Here is a 14,836-nt window from a genome sequence, read left to right on the forward strand (position 1 = left end):
GTCGAAAGTGGCCTTCTTTGGGCTGACTTCGTAGAAATGTTCCAGGGCTCGCATCCAGCGCCGAAGATCCTCGTGATGTCAACGTGCTGCGGAGCATCATCGGGGTTGGGACGTGCGTTTTCGAGATCGATCAACCGTCCGAAGTTGATCATTGGTTCGAGTGACGCGCGCTATTTCGACGACTATGTCGCCGCGTGGGCTTTGCTCTATCGGCGACTGAATTGCAAGGACATCGACATCGAAGCCATGCAGCAGGTTCTTGATGAGATATGCGCGGTCGTGGATAAAAGTTTCCGCTACCTTGGCTGGGATGACGAGAGAGAGCGCTACGTTCGATACCCTCGCAAGAGAGCCCGCTTCGACGTCGTGGAGCGTGAGTAGTATGCGCAAGGGTTCCAGGTGGAATGTGGCGATCGATGCGGCGCGGCCGTGGCTGACCAGCGTCGCGAGTGTCTCGCTTGCTGGCGGCGATCTGCGCGGCTGCGCGGCCAAAGGGCGGGATCGGTTAGCCGCATCCACCTCTGAGCGCTTTGAGTGCTTCGTTGCCGATCGATGCGAATCTCCCGGCCCAGCGCCTTTAGGCAATGCGGCGGCCACGGAGCTCATGTCACTCGGCTCAGTTCCACCGTTACACGAGGATAGGCGACCGGATGGCGGCACGCTGATGGGCTCTGACGATAATTTTGACATCGTTGTCGTTGGAGCCGGCCCGGTCGGCCTTTCGTTCGCTGCGTCGCTTGCCCAAAGCGAACTCAAGGTGGCAGTTGTTGAACAGAACACATTCGATAGTCTGGCGAATCCGGCTTTCGATGGTCGCGAAATCGCGCTGACCAACGCTTCGATCAGAACCCTTCGCGAGCTCGGCGCCTGGGATGTCATCCCGGCTTCGGACAAATCAGCAATTCAAGGCGCGCGCGTGCTCAACGGCTCGAGCGCATTCGCTCTTCGTTTCGATCCTCCCAGCAACTCTGGAGAACCGCTGGGGGTTTTGGTTCCAAATTGCCGGATCCGCGAGGCGCTGTTCAAAATCGTCCGCTTGCAGGATCGCGCCCGGCTGTTGTGCGGCCACTCGGTCGTCGATGCAACAAACAGCCAAGAAGGAGCAGTCGTAACGCTCTCTAATGGCGCGCGTTTAACTGCTCGGCTGGTTGTTGCCGCGGATTCGCGTTTGTCCGCCACGCGTGATCTGCTAGGCATCGGCGCCGATATCAACCGGCTTGGCCACTCGATGCTGATTTGCCGAGTGAGGCACGAGCGCGCCCACCACCAGATCGCCATCGAATGGTTCGATCACCATCAGACGATAGCGATGTTGCCCCTCGCGGAGGGCATGTCGTCGCTGCTGCTCACATTGCGCTCAAACGAGGCCTATAGACTGCTTGCCTTCGATGATGATTTGTTCCTGTCGGAGTTGACGAAACGGTGTCGAGGGCGCCTTGGAAAAATGACCTTGGCAAGCAAGCGCCACACCTATCCGCTGGTCACGACCTGGGCGCACAAATTCCGGGCGCCGAGCGCCGCACTCATCGGCGACGCTGCCATCGGCATGCACCCGGTGACCGCTCACGGATTCAACATCGGTCTCAGCAGCCAGAAGCAACTCGCCCGTGGAATCATGACTGCGTGCCGCGACGGCCGCAATGTTGGCGACCCCGACATGCTGCATATATACGAAAGGCGGCTGCGCCTGTCGGCGGCGCCGCTCTACCATGCAACGAACATATTGATTGGACTCTACTCCAGAGACCACCTGGCGGCACGGCTTGCAAGGCATCTGGGGCTTCGCTTTGCCCAACATGTTCCCCTTGTCCGGCATGGGATATCGGCGGAGCTCCAGCGGTGATACTGCACCAGCAGTCGCATTTTTGCGCGTGCTGGGCGAGCGATGGGAGAGAGTGCATGATGCACCGGAGTAATCCTGCTCCCCGACGCTGATCTCCGATTGAAGAATTAACCCGTCCTTCAGGGGGGCTGCATAGGCTGCGGACAAGCAGGAGTAAGCAAGCTGACCCGTCCAGCCTTGGAAAAGAAGATCCGCTGGAGGCGAGAATCCTTCAGGACCAGCTCGCTGATCTGAGGGCAGGCCTTTTCGTCTCAATGCCGATAAGCATTGTGCTGTCCGGGCTGATTTTGACCGTGCAGGCCCTTTCCGGGAACGGTCTTGCTGGCGCGGCCTGGTTTTCGGTCGTTAATGCGATAAATGCCGCCCGCCTTGCACTCGCCCGTCATCAGCTGAAGGAACCCGGAGTCCAGGATGATCTGACACGGGTTTGGCTGCGGCTTCGCTGGTTTGGCAGGCTTGCTCTTCTGGCGGGATTCACCTGGTCATTCCTTGCCATCCTAACGGCTGGATACACGACGTCTCAAGCATCGCTGCATCTAATAATTCTGGCGGGCATTTCAGCTGGCGCGGTCACGTACGGCAGCTCATATGCTGCGGCAGCGATATGCTTCATCACACCGCCACTCCTCATTGCCGCCGCATGTTTGCTGACGAAGGGAGCCCCGGAAAACTACATTCTGGCTTTTGCCGTCCTGCTTTTCGAGGGCGGCCTGGTTCGATCCTCGTTCGTTGGACAAGCGCGCTTCCGTGACGCGAGCCGCCTGAGACATCAAGCCGAGCGGCTTGCCGCGGAAATGGAGCGCAATTCCAGGGAGGACCATCTTACCGCGCTCCTCAACAGGCGGGGCCTCGAACATGCAATCGATCAGTTTGAGAACACCGATGGACCCTTTGTGGCCATGCTGATTGATCTGGACGGGTTCAAATCTGTCAACGGTACCTACGGTCACAGAACGGGTGACGAGCTGCTTGCCAGGATCGCCCGCCGAATAGAGGAAGAAGCACCGGAGGGCTCAACGCTCGCCCGCATCGGTGGGGATGAATTCGTGCTGGTTTTTTCTTCGCGAAAGAATTCTCCTTCTCCCACCAATCTCGCGTCCAATCTCATAGCCAAGCTTGCTCGCCCCTATCCTGGGATCGCATCCGTCCGCATTGGAGCGTCTATAGGAATCTACTTGGCTGAAAACCCCGGACTGACGGAAATGTTGTTGCGGGCCGACATCGCCCTTTACACAGCTAAGCGCCGCGGCAGGAATGAATTTTGTCTGTTCGGTGCCGAGCTAGCCCGGGAACTGCAACGCCGCCAGTCAATCGAACGCGATCTTCATTCGGCGATAACGATGAGAAGCTTGGTCGCTTGGTTTCAGCCAATCGTAAGACTCGAAACTGAAGCGTCGTCGGTTTTGAAGCCTTGCTAAGATGGTCTCACCCGCTTCACGGTCCCATTTCTCCGCCCGAGATCATGACAGCGGCACGCGAAACTGGAATGCTTCAGCTGCTAACTCAAACGGTATTCGCCGACTGTTGCGCTCTTATCGAGGGCTTGGTCAAAGCTGACCGTCGTGATGTTCGTGTGGCGATGAATGTTTCACCGCGCGAGTTGGAAGCTGGCGATATTGACGAGATGATTCTTAATGGTCTGGCGGCAAAAGACCTCCCTGCAACGATGTTCGACATCGAGATTACCGAAGAAGCCCCAGTGGATCCGGACAGAGTGGATGAAAAGCTCGGCCAGCTTTCACATGCTGGCATTTCTATCGCGCTCGAGGACTTCGGCACCGGTTTTTCGACGTTGGCATCGCTCAAGGACAGTCGGATCAGGAAAGTGAAAATAGATCAGGGCTTCATTCGCGGCTTAGCCAAGTCCCGGGAGAATCGGCTGCTTGTCAAAGCGGTGATTGACCTTGGTAGGACGCTCGGGATCGAGGTCATGGCCGAGGGCGTTGAAACAGAGGCAGATCGGCAAACTCTGTACAAGCTTGGCTGCAGAACCGCGCAGGGCTTCCTGTTCTCTAAGGCAGTGCCTCTCCATTTGGCACTTGATTCGGTAGTAAAAGAGCACGCGAAGGAGTTGTGACCGGCCTCTCCGTCCGTGCTGCTCGCGGAACTTTCATGTGGGGTGGACCTGACGCGCGAAAGCCGTTTCGGACGGTAGAGTTATTACGGGGGCGAAACTGAGCACGTGGTTTGGATAGCAGCAATCCGGTCCACCGGCGCACATGCAGCGGCTTCATACAAGCGTTCAAGTTGCGAGATGAGCTTGAGTGAACGACGTCGGAGAATTGCGTCCCTTGGACGCTGGTTTCGCGGTTCCCGTAGGATTCGATTACGGGAAGCGTTCTTGGCTGCTTCTCGGCTCAGCGCTCATCTGGATGAACAACGTACCCGCGGTCAAGGTTTTCGCGACCTCAACCCAGTCACCATCCCGCAACAGCAGCGGTCGGGTCCTGATCAAGCGCTCAGCCTCAGCACAGGTGCTGGAGCAACGGTAGAGCGCGGAAAACGTGTATCGGAATGCGCTGGCTCACCATAGGAAGCTGCCACGGCATGTCGAATGTCCCCAGGGGGCGGGACCGTTCCCTTGCATTTGTCTCGATGACGGGCTCTCAAAGCTAAAGCCAAGAGAGCTTTATAAAAATCGCACCCGATCGGCTGCGCAACGACGACCAGCTGAGGCCCGATCGGGTGCTAAGGTCGTGCCAAAAAAGGCGCGTCACTGTCGCATTTCTAGCCGGCTTGCGATCGGACGTCATCTCTTGGCGATCGTTGCCCCTTCTCTCAAATGCGCTTAGCGGCGCCGACGGCGAATAGCGCAAGCTTTTCCACCCGTTTCTACTCCACTACCGAGACTCGTCACCAACCTCCTTTTATTCGCTTCCATATGGCCCATCCTGTCTCCAATCGAGGAGGAGCGCGAACATGGGCCAAGCCGTAGAACGTCTCAGTCTCGGGAATTCTTCTGCTCGCCAAACTGCCGTTGTCACCGGCACCATATTTGGCAGGGTGACAGTGAACGACAAGATATCAGGCGTTCTTGTCTGGGCTGAACTATGCTTGCAAGCCATAACCCAAAAATCGCCGATCCCTTTGAATTCGAGCCGGATGAATGGGTGTTTCAAAATTTTTGGCGGTTTTAGGCAGAACCCTCCGATGGCCCGCGTACCGGTCAAGCTTCGTGAGCACTTTAGGTTCGTCGATCAGGCATAGGTTTGTATCCCATGCCACATGCTGGCCGTTTGCCTAGTTCGGAAGCCCTCGAGAGGCGTTGCTCGTCTTGGTATGGCGTCGCCCCTTTTTCCGATCCATCGGCCACGGAGCTAGAATGCTGTCTAGCTGTTGCCGCCTACTTGGTCATCCGGCATGGAGATGCCTATATACCGACCTTCGAAAGGCTGGAATACGAGGTCGAACAAATGCGGCGGAAGCTCGGAAATCGCGAGCGAGCGCAGCGCGTGCTGGCCACGCTCAACCTAAATGGCTCGGACAGCTGGAGCCGTGAGGTTGGTTCTCAAGGCCTGGATGGCGCCGCAATCACATTCGCCCGGGCGGGGTAAAAGCGATTTTTTGAAGCCACTCGCGCTTTTGCGCTAACGAAGGTCCCGCGCCGTATTTGGGCCGGATCCATTTGTGGCCCATCAGAGAAGCAATTACCTTCTCCGGCGCCTCAACTGCCGTCAGCCGGTCCTCGAAAGTGTGTCGCAGGCTATAAAGACTATGCTCGGAAGTCGGCAGAAGTTCCTTGCTGGCGAGCACCTTGTTGACGAGCGCTGAAAGTGACGCGGCCTTGTCGCGATAACGAGGAAAGCCGTCCGGATGGAGCTTGATGGCTGCAAGTGCGCCGCCAACCAAGGGAATGTCACGGGCTGAATGACCGGTCTTCAAGCGACGGCCATTGGGGCGCACCCGCACATGCGGGATTTCTTGATCGAGGTGGATTGTTTCGGTGGTGAGGTTTGCCGCTTCAGAAAGCCTGAGTCCGGTATCGGCAATCACATAGATTAGATGGCGGGCTTCGTCATTGAGTCCGTCGAGCGCGCCTTCAGCGAGTATCTTCTCCTGAATGAACTCCGCTGTGAACGCAGCGCGTTGCCCGGGGACGGCGCCGGAAAGACGCAGGTTTCGAAAAACCGGCTCCAGCTTGAGCTGGTGAGTCAGATCGACGACGCGCAGCATTTTCGAAACATGGCCGATGTCCTTGTTGGCCGTACCGATATCAAGTCCATCCTCAACGATCCGCTTTTGCCACCACTCGCGGAACGCGATTGCGTCGTCCCGAGTGAGGCTTGCGATCTCCTTGTCGCCAATGACTCCAACCAGATTGGCAACTGCGCGCTTTTTGGGGTTACGCCATTTCTTGATTTGGTTAGGCGACATGGTCAGCAAGTTCTGTTGCTCGATCGTCTCGAATTCCTTGATAAGACCGCTCAGGCGGACCGCTGGCCGCTTCTCCCCACCCATGACGGCCGAGACGTCCTGCGCGTCCTCGATCGATTTTTTGTCGAGGAGCAGCTTGATACGGGCCATGAGTTCGTCGAGCGGCCCCGCTGCTAGTTCCTCGTTAGAGCGATAGGCCAATCCAAATGACCGCGCGCGCTTCCTCGCGGCTTCGAAACGCAGCCCCGCCTCGGCGGATTGGCCTTCCCGCAGTCTACGCCACTACGCCTCCAGCCCCGCGCCGAGGCTTTGCACTGCATCTCGCGCCCGTACACCGCGGGGATCGTCAGCCACGGCGACGCCCGTGGAAATGCGTACTAGGCAGCGGCGATCAAACGCCGCGAATTCCTTCGGCACCCTGCGGACGAGATACCAGATGCCTTCACGTTTATGCGGCTTTGGCGCTGCGGAACGTCGCATTATCTTTCTCTAATGTTACACAGTTTGTTACACAGTCTAAGATAAGTTTCGCTTCGCGCTGGTCAAGCGCAACAAGGAAGCTTTTGAAAGGAAACGATTATTATGGAAGCTAAATGGCGGAGAGGGAGGGATTCGAACCCCCGATACCCTTGCGAGTATGCCGCATTTCGAGTGCGGTGCATTCGACCACTCTGCCACCTCTCCGCGAGGTCATGGTCGGCCGTTGCCGGCGCGGCGCACTAGATAACGGCTGACTGCTGGAGTTACAAGGCCCTATTCGAGCGAATTCCAGCTTCCGCGAAAAGCAGAGGCGACGGCACACCCGCCTCCTTTGCTCGGCGTGTCGTCCGGGGCAGGCCTGTTTGCCTTGACTCCATCGCAACCTTCGGTTAGGGACAGCCCGCATTCGGCGTGGAGGCTCTTCCGCGCCGCTTGTTTTTTGAACCCGCAGACTGACAAAAAGACGGCCGAACCGCCAGAGGCGGTTCATCGAGGCCGACCGAACAGCGAAAGGCAAAAAATGTTCGCAGTCATCAAAACGGGCGGCAAGCAGTATCGCGTCGCCGCCAACGATCTCCTGAAGATCGAGAAACTCGAAGCCAAGGTCGGCGATATCGTCGAGATCGGCAATGTGCTCGCGCATGGCGAGGGCGAGAATGTCACCTTCGGCGCGCCGTTCGTCGATGGCGCCATGGTCACGGCGGAAGTCGTCGAGCAGGGCAAGAACCGCACCGTCATCGCTTTCAAGAAGCGCCGCCGCCAGAATTCGCGCCGCAAGATCGGCCATCGCCAGCTGCTGACCACCGTCCGGATCGCCGAGATCCTGCTGGGTGGCGCCAAGCCGTCGAAGAAGGCTGCCGCGAAGCCGGAAGCCAAGGCAGAGGCGAAGGCTGAAGTCGCCGCCGAGGCGAAGGCCGAGGTGGCTGTGAAGGAGCCGAAGGCCAAGAAGGAAACCAAGGCCGAGGCCGCTGCCGGCGAAGAGGCCAAGGCCGCGCCGCTGTTCAAGGCGCCGAAGGGCGAGCCGGACGACCTGACCGTGATCAAGGGCATCGGCCCGGTGGCGGCGAAGGACCTCGCCGAACAGGGCATCATCACCTTCGCGCAGCTCGCCAAGCTCACCGACAAGGATGTCGCCAAGATCGACGAGCACATGCCGTTCAGCGCCGACCAGATCAAGGACTGGCGCGAGCAGGCCAAGGAACTGGCGAAGAAGTAATTTTTCCGGCGACGATCGTCGCCGGTACGGACTTGAAACGGAACGCGAACGCGTTCATAAGACCATTCAAGCGCCTCAGGGCGCATCGGAGTTAGTCAAATGGCACACAAGAAAGCTGGCGGTTCGTCGCGCAATGGTCGCGATTCGCACTCCAAGCGTCTGGGCGTGAAGAAGTTCGGCGGCGAAGCCGTCGTCGCCGGCAACATCATCATTCGTCAGCGCGGCACGCAATGGCATCCGGGCACCAATGTTGGCATGGGCACGGACCACACCCTTTTTGCGCTCGAAGCCGGCGCAGTCACCTTCAACAAGAAAGCCAACGGCCGAACCTACGTATCGGTGAACCCGATTACCAAAGCAGCGGAGTAGCCGGTTCCGCACCATAACACCGGCGCCCATCTCGGGAACCGGTGTCCGGCTAGGCCAGGAAAAGGATCAGGAGAGATGGGCTCGCCCTCTCTCCTTTTTCATTTTTTCTTGCCCTGGAGGACTAAAATGGTTGCCGAAGCGGAAGACACCGAAGACGAAAGTTATGCGATCGATTGCCCGGCGCTGGCCACAGAGCGGCTGGTCATGCGCGCCCCGCGCGAGAGCGATCTCGAGCAACTCGTCACGCTAGCCGACAACCGACATGTCGCCGAAATGCTGGCCCGCATGCCGCACCCCTATGGCGAGGCCGAGGGCCGCACCTTCCTTGCCATGGCGGCGTCGCGGCGCGCCGGCATCGTCTATGCGCTGACGCTCAGGGAGAGCGACACTTTCGTCGGCTGCGCCGGCCTGAACACGACCGACCGCGGCCTGGAGCTCGGCTACTGGATCGGCGAGCCCTATTGGAAGCGCGGCTACGCCACCGAAGCCGCGCATGCACTGGTCGACCTCGCCTTCCAGCGGACCTCTATTCAGGTGCTGCATGCCTCGACCCGGGTGATCAATCCGGCCTCGCGGCGGGTGATCCACAAATGCGGCTTCCAGTATGCTGGCCAGGGCATGCTGAACTCAATCGTCGCCGGCCAGGTGCCGGTCGAGCGTTACCGCTTGGATCGCAAGACGTGGAACAGTCTTCGCAACTGGATCCATTATTGATGGGTGCTTCGGAAGGTTGAGCGGCGCGCCTCACCGGATTGCCAACCGAATTGCGAAGGGCAATTCGGGTCAATCCGACCGGTCTCCAAGGGGGAGAGGAGCAGGTAAGCGCCGGCGCCAACCTCTTCTCCCCTCGGGGAGAAGGTGGCCGCGTAGCGGCCGGATGAGGGGGAGTCCCGCGACTCAGCCCAGTTCGGCCCAGAGCGGGAGGTGGTCGGAGCCGACGGCGTCCCGGTCGGACCACAGGCGCTGCAGCGATCTGGCGAGCGAGGCGCTGGTAAAGATGTAGTCGATGCATTTGTGGCGGCTCTTGTCGTCGGGCCGCTCAGGATCGACCCAGGTGATGAGGTCGGCGACCGCCAGACGCTGGGCGACGTCGACGGCGAGATCGGCGGTCAGCGGCATGCCGAACTCATGATCCGGCCGGCCGGCAAGCTCGACATATTCGGGCGAGCCCGGCAGCATGTTGAAGTCGCCCATGACGATGAAGGCTTCCGGGTAGGGCAGGTCCGGCAGGCCGATCTCGGGGATGCCCGACAGGCCGCCGCCTTCCAGCGCATAGTTCAGGAGGCGCTGGCGCAGGAAACGGATCTGGCCCTGGCGCTCGACCGGGCTGCGGTGGTCGAGATGGGTGGAATAGAAGCGGATGAAGCCAAGCGGCGTCTCGATCAGCGCTTCCAATGCGCCACGCTGGAAGTTCATGGTCTCGAGGCTGCGGCTGCGCGGCAGAAGGAGATTGCGCGACAGATGAATGGGCGTCTTCGACAGCACCATGTTGCCGAGTTGGAAGGTCCGGGTGACGGCGCGGCCGGCGTCCACGCGCGAGCCGACATTGACCTCGAAATTGCTGCCATAGGCGGCAAAATAATCGGGCAGCGCCTCGCTGATCTCGGCCACCATGTCGCGGTCGCCGTTGCGCGGGTTGTTGCGGGTCACTTCCTGCAGCGCGATGACATCGGCGCCGCGCACCGCGTCGGCGATGCGCCCGACATCGTATCTACCGTCGAGGCCGATGCCGTACTGGATGTTGTAGGTGACGATCTTCATTTCCGCGCCCCTCCAATCACGTCCCCGCAACAGTGCTATCGCGTCCCCGGCTAAAGGGCATCAGGCGCTTTAGTCGCAAAACGGGCCTCGCCCTTAGCTCCGCCTTGGTTTAAGGCATGCCTTAGAGCAATCGCTCATGGACATCAGCAGAAACTTGAAAATCCGATGAAATTCCTCGACCAGGCCAAGGTTCACATACGTTCCGGCGACGGCGGCGCCGGATCGGTGTCGTTCCGGCGCGAGAAATTCATCGAGTTCGGCGGTCCGGACGGCGGCGATGGCGGCCGCGGGGGCGATGTCTGGGCGGAAGCGGTCGACGGGCTGAACACGCTGATCGACTATCGCTACCAGCAGCATTTCAAGGCCAAGACCGGCATGCACGGCATGGGCCGCAACATGACCGGCGCCAAGGGCGCCGACATCACGCTGAAAGTGCCGGCCGGCACCCAGATCTTCGCCGAGGACAATGAGACGCTGATCTGCGACCTGACCGTGGTCGGCCAGCGCTTCCTGCTGGCCAAGGGCGGCAATGGCGGCTTCGGCAACCAGCATTTCAAGACTTCGACCAACCAGGCGCCGCGCCGCGCCAATCCCGGCCTGCCTGGCGAGGAGCTCAGCATCTGGCTCAGACTCAAGCTGATCGCCGATGCCGGCCTGGTCGGGCTGCCCAATGCCGGCAAGTCGACTTTCCTGGCCGCCGTCACCGCGGCCAAGCCGAAGATCGCCGACTATCCGTTCACCACGCTCTATCCCGGCCTTGGCGTCGCCCGCATCGACGGCCGCGAATTCGTGCTGGCCGACATTCCAGGCCTGATCGAGGGCGCGCATGAGGGCGTCGGCATCGGCGACCGCTTCCTCGGCCATGTCGAGCGCACGCGCGTGCTGCTGCACCTGGTGTCGGCGCAGGAGGAAAATCCCGGCAAGGCCTACAAGACGGTGCGCGCCGAGATCGAGGCCTATGGCCATGGGTTGACCGACAAGGTCGAGATCGTTGCGCTTTCCCAGGTCGATATTCTCGAAGCGGAGGCTCGCAAGAAGAAGGCGGCCTCGCTGAAGCGCGCCGCCGGCCGCGCGCCGCTGCTTCTGTCGGCCGTCACCGGCGAAGGCGTCGAGGCGGTTTTGCGGGCGCTGATGGCGGTGGTTGCCGAATCTCGCGACGCCGTGCCGGCTCCCGTCGAGACGCGCTGGCAGCCATAACGATGAAGTCGCTCAAATCCTACAAACGCATCACGGTGAAGATCGGCTCGGCGCTGCTCGTCGACCGAGCGACGGGCTTGAAGCGCGACTGGCTGACCTCGCTTGCCGGCGACATCGCTGTGCTTGCCGAGGCCGGCGCGGAAGTGCTGGTCGTTTCTTCAGGTGCGATCGCGCTGGGGCGCACCCTTCTCGGCCTAGGCAAGCGCGCGCTGAAGCTCGAGGAGAGCCAGGCCGCCGCCGCCGTCGGCCAAATCGCGCTTGCCGGCGCCTGGTCGGACGCGCTCGGCAAGGATGGGCTGAAATCCGGCCAGATCCTCCTGACGCTTGGCGACACCGAGGAGCGCCGCCGCTATCTAAACGCGCGCGCGACGATCTCGACGCTGCTCAAGATGAAGGCGGTGCCGGTCATCAACGAGAACGACACGGTTGCGACCTCGGAAATCCGCTATGGCGACAATGACCGGCTGGCGGCTCGCGTTGCGACCATGATGGGCGCAGACCTTTTGGTGCTGCTCTCCGACATTGACGGGCTCTACACGGCGCCGCCGGCCAAGGACCCCAGGGCCAAATTCATTCCGGTGGTCGATCGCATCACGCCCGACATCGAGGCGATGGCGGGCGCTGCCGCGTCCGAATTATCGCGCGGCGGCATGCGGACAAAACTCGACGCCGGCAAGATCGCCAATGCCGCCGGCACGGCGATGATCATCACCTCGGGCACCAGGCTCTCGCCGCTGATGGCGATCGAGCGCGGCGAGCGCGCGACCTTCTTCAAGCCGAGCGCCAATCCGGTGAAGGGCTACAAGAGCTGGATCGCCGGGCAGCTCGAGCCGGCCGGCCGGCTCACCGTCGATACCGGCGCCATCGGCGCGCTGAAGTCCGGCAAGTCGCTGCTGCCGGCCGGCGTGAAACTGGTCAGCGGCAATTTCTCGCGCGGCGACACGGTGGCGATCCTGTCGCCGGAGGGTCGCGAGATCGCGCGCGGGCTGGTTGCGTATGACGCCGCCGATGCCGTAAGGATCGCGGGTCTGAAGACGGCCGAGATCGAAAACGTGCTCGGCTACGAGGCGCGTTCGGCGATGATCCATCGCGACGACCTTGTGGTAAGCGTCGCCGGCGACCACGTATTGGCCGACGACTAAGTATTGACTGACGACGAGGCGGAGGATGACCATGCTGAAGCTGCATGAAAAATCCGGCGAAGACACGATTGTGCTGATGGCCGATATCGGCCGTCGCGCCCGCGCCGCCGCCCGACCGTTGGCTATCGCCTCCACCAAGGCCAAGAATGCCGCGCTCGCCGCCATGGCTGATGCCATCCTGCGCAACGAGCGGGCGATCCTCGACGCCAACGCCATCGACATGTCGAATGGCGAGGAGGCGGGGCTGTCCGGCTCCTTCATGGACCGGCTGAAGCTTACCCCCTCGCGCATCAAGGCGATGGCCGACGGCATTCGCGAGATTGCCGCGCTCAAGGATCCTGTCGGCGAGGTCATCGCTGAATGGGACCGGCCGAACGGGCTGCATATCGAGCGCGTGCGCACGCCGCTCGGCGTTATCGGCGTCATCTATGAGAGCCGGCCGAATGTGACGGCGGATGCCGGCGCGCTTTGCCTCAAGGCCGGCAATCCGGTGATCCTGCGCGGCGGCTCGGATTCGCTCAATTCGTCGTCAGCTATCCATGCCTGCATGGTCGAGGGGCTGAAGGCGGCCGGCCTGCCGCAGGATGCCATCCAGCTGGTGCCGACCACCGACCGTGCCGCCGTCGGCGAGATGCTGAAGGGCTTGAGCGGCAATCTCGACGTCATCATCCCGCGCGGCGGCAAGAGCCTGGTCGGGCGCGTGCAGACCGAGGCGCGGGTGCCGGTCTTCGCGCATCTCGAAGGCATCTGCCACCTCTATATCGACCGCTCGGCCGATCTCGACATGGCAGTGAAGATCGCCGTCAACGCCAAGATGCGGCGCACCGGCGTCTGCGGCGCGGCCGAGACGCTTCTGGTCGACCGCGCTGTGGCCTCCAAGCATCTGGTGCCCATCCTCGAAGCGCTGCGGGCCGCCGGCTGCGAGATCCATGCCGATACCGAGGTGATGAAAGCCTTCGCCGGCGCCAGTCCGGCGACCGATGCCGACTGGGTGACGGAATATCTCGACGCCATCATCGCGGTGAAGCTGGTCGACGGCGTCGGCGAGGCCATCGAGCATATCGAGACCTTCTCCTCGCACCATACCGAGGCGATCATTGCCGAGGACGCGCAGGCGGTGGAAAAATTCTTCAACGAGATCGACTCGGCGATCCTCCTGCACAATGCCTCGACACAGTTCGCCGATGGCGGCGAGTTCGGCATGGGCGCCGAGATCGGTATCGCCACCGGCAAGATGCATGCGCGCGGGCCGGTCGGCGTCGAGCAGCTGACCTCGTTCAAATACCGCGTGCGCGGATCGGGACAGGTGAGGCCTTGACCTTTTTCGCCCGGCAGGCCTGAGGGAGGCCAAGGCGAATGCTTTCGCAAGCCGAGCAGACTGTCCCGGCCCGTTACTTTCGCATGCCGCACGCCGCCAGGGGCCTGACGGTCGGGCTGTTCGGCGGATCGTTCAATCCGCCGCATGCCGGCCATGCGCTGGTCGCCGAGATCGCGCTGAGAAGGCTGGCGCTCGACCAGCTGTGGTGGATGGTGACGCCTGGCAATCCGCTGAAAAGCGCGCGGGAACTCGCGCCGCTCGCCGAGCGCATCGAGCTCTCCGAAAAAATCGCCAGGAATCCCAGGATGAAGGTCACCGCCTTCGAGGCAGCGCAGCATGTGCGCTATACCGCCGACACGCTGGCTCTGGTCAAGGCGCGCAATCCGGGTGTCGATTTCGTCTGGATCATGGGCGCGGACTCGTTGCGGGATTTCCACCGCTGGCAGCGCTGGCGCGAGATCGTGCTGACCTTCCCGATCGCGGTCATCGATCGCCCGGGCGCGACGCTCTCCTTCCTGTCGTCGGTCGTCGCCAAGACCTTCGACTATGCCCGCATCGACGAGGGCGACGCGCCGCTGCTTGCCCGCATGCAGGCGCCGGCCTGGACCTTCATCCACGGGCCGCGCTCGTCGCTGTCCTCCACGGCGATCCGCAAGGCCGCGAAGGGCTGAGCGCCCTCCTTCTCCCCTTGTGGGAGAAGGTGGATCGGCGCGTAGCGCCGAGACGGATGAGGGGTGCTCCAGCTTGGCCAACGCGCCCGTCCAAAGCCATAAACGCCGGCGTATCGCTGCGCTGGAACACCCTCATCCGTCTTGCCGCTTCGCGGCAATCCACCTTCCCCCACAAGGGGGGAGGGAGGCGTGCGATGTCGCTTTTGCGGCGGCCCTTAGCTCTCCGGTAAGCGATGCTGACAAGCGATGCTGGAGAAAACCCCCACCACGACCGACGCCGTCCGCGCCGAACAACCGGCGCCGCTGATCGCGATTGCCAGCGTCATCGTGTCGATGGCGCTGATCGCGATCGGCAATGGGCTGATGTTCGCCTACATCCCGGTGCGGCTCGGCGCCGATGGCTTCGACCCGACCTGGGCCGGGCTGATCGTCACCGGGCTTTCGGCGGGCGGACTGGCCGGCGGC

Annotated in this window: 13 protein-coding genes, 1 tRNA gene and 1 pseudogene; 12 read left to right on the forward strand and 3 right to left on the reverse strand. The window is 61.6% G+C overall.

Features of this window, described 5'->3' with window-relative positions:
- Positions 1–36: 36 nt before the first annotated feature.
- The 4 genes from EOA28_RS03400 (at position 37) to EOA28_RS39995 (ending at position 3,920) form a co-directional block, all read left to right on the forward strand.
- Positions 37–381, forward strand: a complete 345-nt coding sequence (locus EOA28_RS03400; protein WP_126057793.1) for a hypothetical protein — start codon at positions 37–39, stop codon at positions 379–381.
- A gap of 280 nt (positions 382–661) precedes the next feature.
- Positions 662–1,843: a 5-demethoxyubiquinol-8 5-hydroxylase UbiM gene (gene ubiM, locus EOA28_RS03405; RefSeq protein ID WP_189341916.1), complete on the forward strand. Its 1,182-nt coding sequence runs from the start codon at positions 662–664 to the stop codon at positions 1,841–1,843.
- A 254-nt stretch (positions 1,844–2,097) separates the two neighbouring features.
- On the forward strand, positions 2,098–3,261 hold the full coding sequence (locus tag EOA28_RS39990) for a GGDEF domain-containing protein (RefSeq protein WP_245455339.1): 1,164 nt from the start codon (positions 2,098–2,100) through the stop codon (positions 3,259–3,261).
- Positions 3,255–3,920 carry an EAL domain-containing protein gene (locus tag EOA28_RS39995; protein WP_245454739.1) on the forward strand — a complete coding sequence of 222 codons (666 nt, stop codon included), beginning with the start codon at positions 3,255–3,257 and terminating at the stop codon, positions 3,918–3,920. The genes EOA28_RS39990 and EOA28_RS39995 overlap by 7 nt, the downstream gene beginning before the upstream one ends.
- 1,454 nt (positions 3,921–5,374) lie before the next feature.
- Here the strand turns inward: EOA28_RS39995 and EOA28_RS03415 are convergent.
- Together EOA28_RS03415 and EOA28_RS03420 are read right to left on the reverse strand one after the other, a co-directional pair.
- The gene (locus tag EOA28_RS03415; protein WP_245501465.1) at positions 5,375–6,367 is read right to left on the reverse strand and encodes an integrase; all 993 of its coding nucleotides are present in this window, start codon (positions 6,365–6,367) and stop codon (positions 5,375–5,377) included.
- Positions 6,368–6,811: 444 nt separating this feature from the next.
- Positions 6,812–6,901, reverse strand: a tRNA-Ser gene (locus EOA28_RS03420).
- Positions 6,902–7,217: 316 nt separating this feature from the next.
- Between EOA28_RS03420 and EOA28_RS03425 the strand changes: the two genes are divergently transcribed.
- The 3 genes from EOA28_RS03425 (at position 7,218) to EOA28_RS03435 (ending at position 8,996) form a co-directional block, all read left to right on the forward strand.
- Positions 7,218–7,913, forward strand: coding sequence for a 50S ribosomal protein L21 (locus EOA28_RS03425; protein ID WP_127249847.1), 696 nt, complete (start codon positions 7,218–7,220; stop codon positions 7,911–7,913).
- A 99-nt stretch (positions 7,914–8,012) separates the two neighbouring features.
- A complete protein-coding gene (gene rpmA, locus EOA28_RS03430; protein WP_040991608.1) occupies positions 8,013–8,282 on the forward strand; it encodes a 50S ribosomal protein L27 in 270 nt (89 codons plus the stop codon).
- 126 nt (positions 8,283–8,408) lie between these two features.
- Positions 8,409–8,996, forward strand: a complete 588-nt coding sequence (locus EOA28_RS03435; RefSeq protein WP_127249846.1) for a GNAT family protein — start codon at positions 8,409–8,411, stop codon at positions 8,994–8,996.
- 183 nt (positions 8,997–9,179) lie between these two features.
- Here the strand turns inward: EOA28_RS03435 and EOA28_RS03440 are convergent, their stop codons facing one another.
- Positions 9,180–10,043, reverse strand: coding sequence for an endonuclease/exonuclease/phosphatase family protein (locus EOA28_RS03440; RefSeq protein ID WP_127249845.1), 864 nt, complete (start codon positions 10,041–10,043; stop codon positions 9,180–9,182).
- 165 nt (positions 10,044–10,208) lie between these two features.
- Between EOA28_RS03440 and obgE the strand changes: the two genes are divergently transcribed.
- The 5 genes and pseudogenes from obgE to EOA28_RS03465 form a co-directional block, all read left to right on the forward strand.
- Positions 10,209–11,240, forward strand: coding sequence for a GTPase ObgE (obgE, locus tag EOA28_RS03445; protein ID WP_127249844.1), 1,032 nt, complete (start codon positions 10,209–10,211; stop codon positions 11,238–11,240).
- Between the two features lie 2 nt (positions 11,241–11,242).
- Positions 11,243–12,382, forward strand: a complete 1,140-nt coding sequence (proB, locus tag EOA28_RS03450) for a glutamate 5-kinase (protein ID WP_127249843.1) — start codon at positions 11,243–11,245, stop codon at positions 12,380–12,382.
- Between the two features lie 31 nt (positions 12,383–12,413).
- Positions 12,414–13,700, forward strand: a complete 1,287-nt coding sequence (locus EOA28_RS03455; protein WP_128314568.1) for a glutamate-5-semialdehyde dehydrogenase — start codon at positions 12,414–12,416, stop codon at positions 13,698–13,700.
- 83 nt (positions 13,701–13,783) lie between these two features.
- Positions 13,784–14,371, forward strand: coding sequence for a nicotinate-nucleotide adenylyltransferase (locus tag EOA28_RS03460; protein WP_127249849.1), 588 nt, complete (start codon positions 13,784–13,786; stop codon positions 14,369–14,371).
- A 246-nt stretch (positions 14,372–14,617) separates the two neighbouring features.
- Positions 14,618–14,836 (forward strand): annotated as a pseudogene (locus EOA28_RS03465) (MFS transporter); the annotation flags it as partial.

This window comes from Mesorhizobium sp. M2A.F.Ca.ET.067.02.1.1 (genome assembly GCF_004023285.1).
Lineage (GTDB): Bacteria > Pseudomonadota > Alphaproteobacteria > Rhizobiales > Rhizobiaceae > Mesorhizobium.

What these genes read in the sequence shown, in the direction of transcription:
- EOA28_RS03400 (WP_126057793.1), top strand. Translation starts at nt 37, where the DNA reads ATGTTCCAGGGCTCGCATCCAGCGCCGAAGATCCTCGTGATGTCAACG.
- EOA28_RS39990 (WP_245455339.1), top strand. Translation starts at nt 2,098, where the DNA reads ATGCCGATAAGCATTGTGCTGTCCGGGCTGATTTTGACCGTGCAGGCC.
- EOA28_RS03415 (WP_245501465.1), bottom strand. Translation starts at nt 6,367, where the DNA reads ATGGCCCGTATCAAGCTGCTCCTCGACAAAAAATCGATCGAGGACGCG.
- EOA28_RS03425 (WP_127249847.1), top strand. Translation starts at nt 7,218, where the DNA reads ATGTTCGCAGTCATCAAAACGGGCGGCAAGCAGTATCGCGTCGCCGCC.
- rpmA (WP_040991608.1), top strand. Translation starts at nt 8,013, where the DNA reads ATGGCACACAAGAAAGCTGGCGGTTCGTCGCGCAATGGTCGCGATTCG.
- EOA28_RS03435 (WP_127249846.1), top strand. Translation starts at nt 8,409, where the DNA reads ATGGTTGCCGAAGCGGAAGACACCGAAGACGAAAGTTATGCGATCGAT.
- EOA28_RS03440 (WP_127249845.1), bottom strand. Translation starts at nt 10,043, where the DNA reads ATGAAGATCGTCACCTACAACATCCAGTACGGCATCGGCCTCGACGGT.
- obgE (WP_127249844.1), top strand. Translation starts at nt 10,209, where the DNA reads ATGAAATTCCTCGACCAGGCCAAGGTTCACATACGTTCCGGCGACGGC.
- proB (WP_127249843.1), top strand. Translation starts at nt 11,243, where the DNA reads ATGAAGTCGCTCAAATCCTACAAACGCATCACGGTGAAGATCGGCTCG.
- EOA28_RS03455 (WP_128314568.1), top strand. Translation starts at nt 12,414, where the DNA reads ATGCTGAAGCTGCATGAAAAATCCGGCGAAGACACGATTGTGCTGATG.
- EOA28_RS03460 (WP_127249849.1), top strand. Translation starts at nt 13,784, where the DNA reads ATGCCGCACGCCGCCAGGGGCCTGACGGTCGGGCTGTTCGGCGGATCG.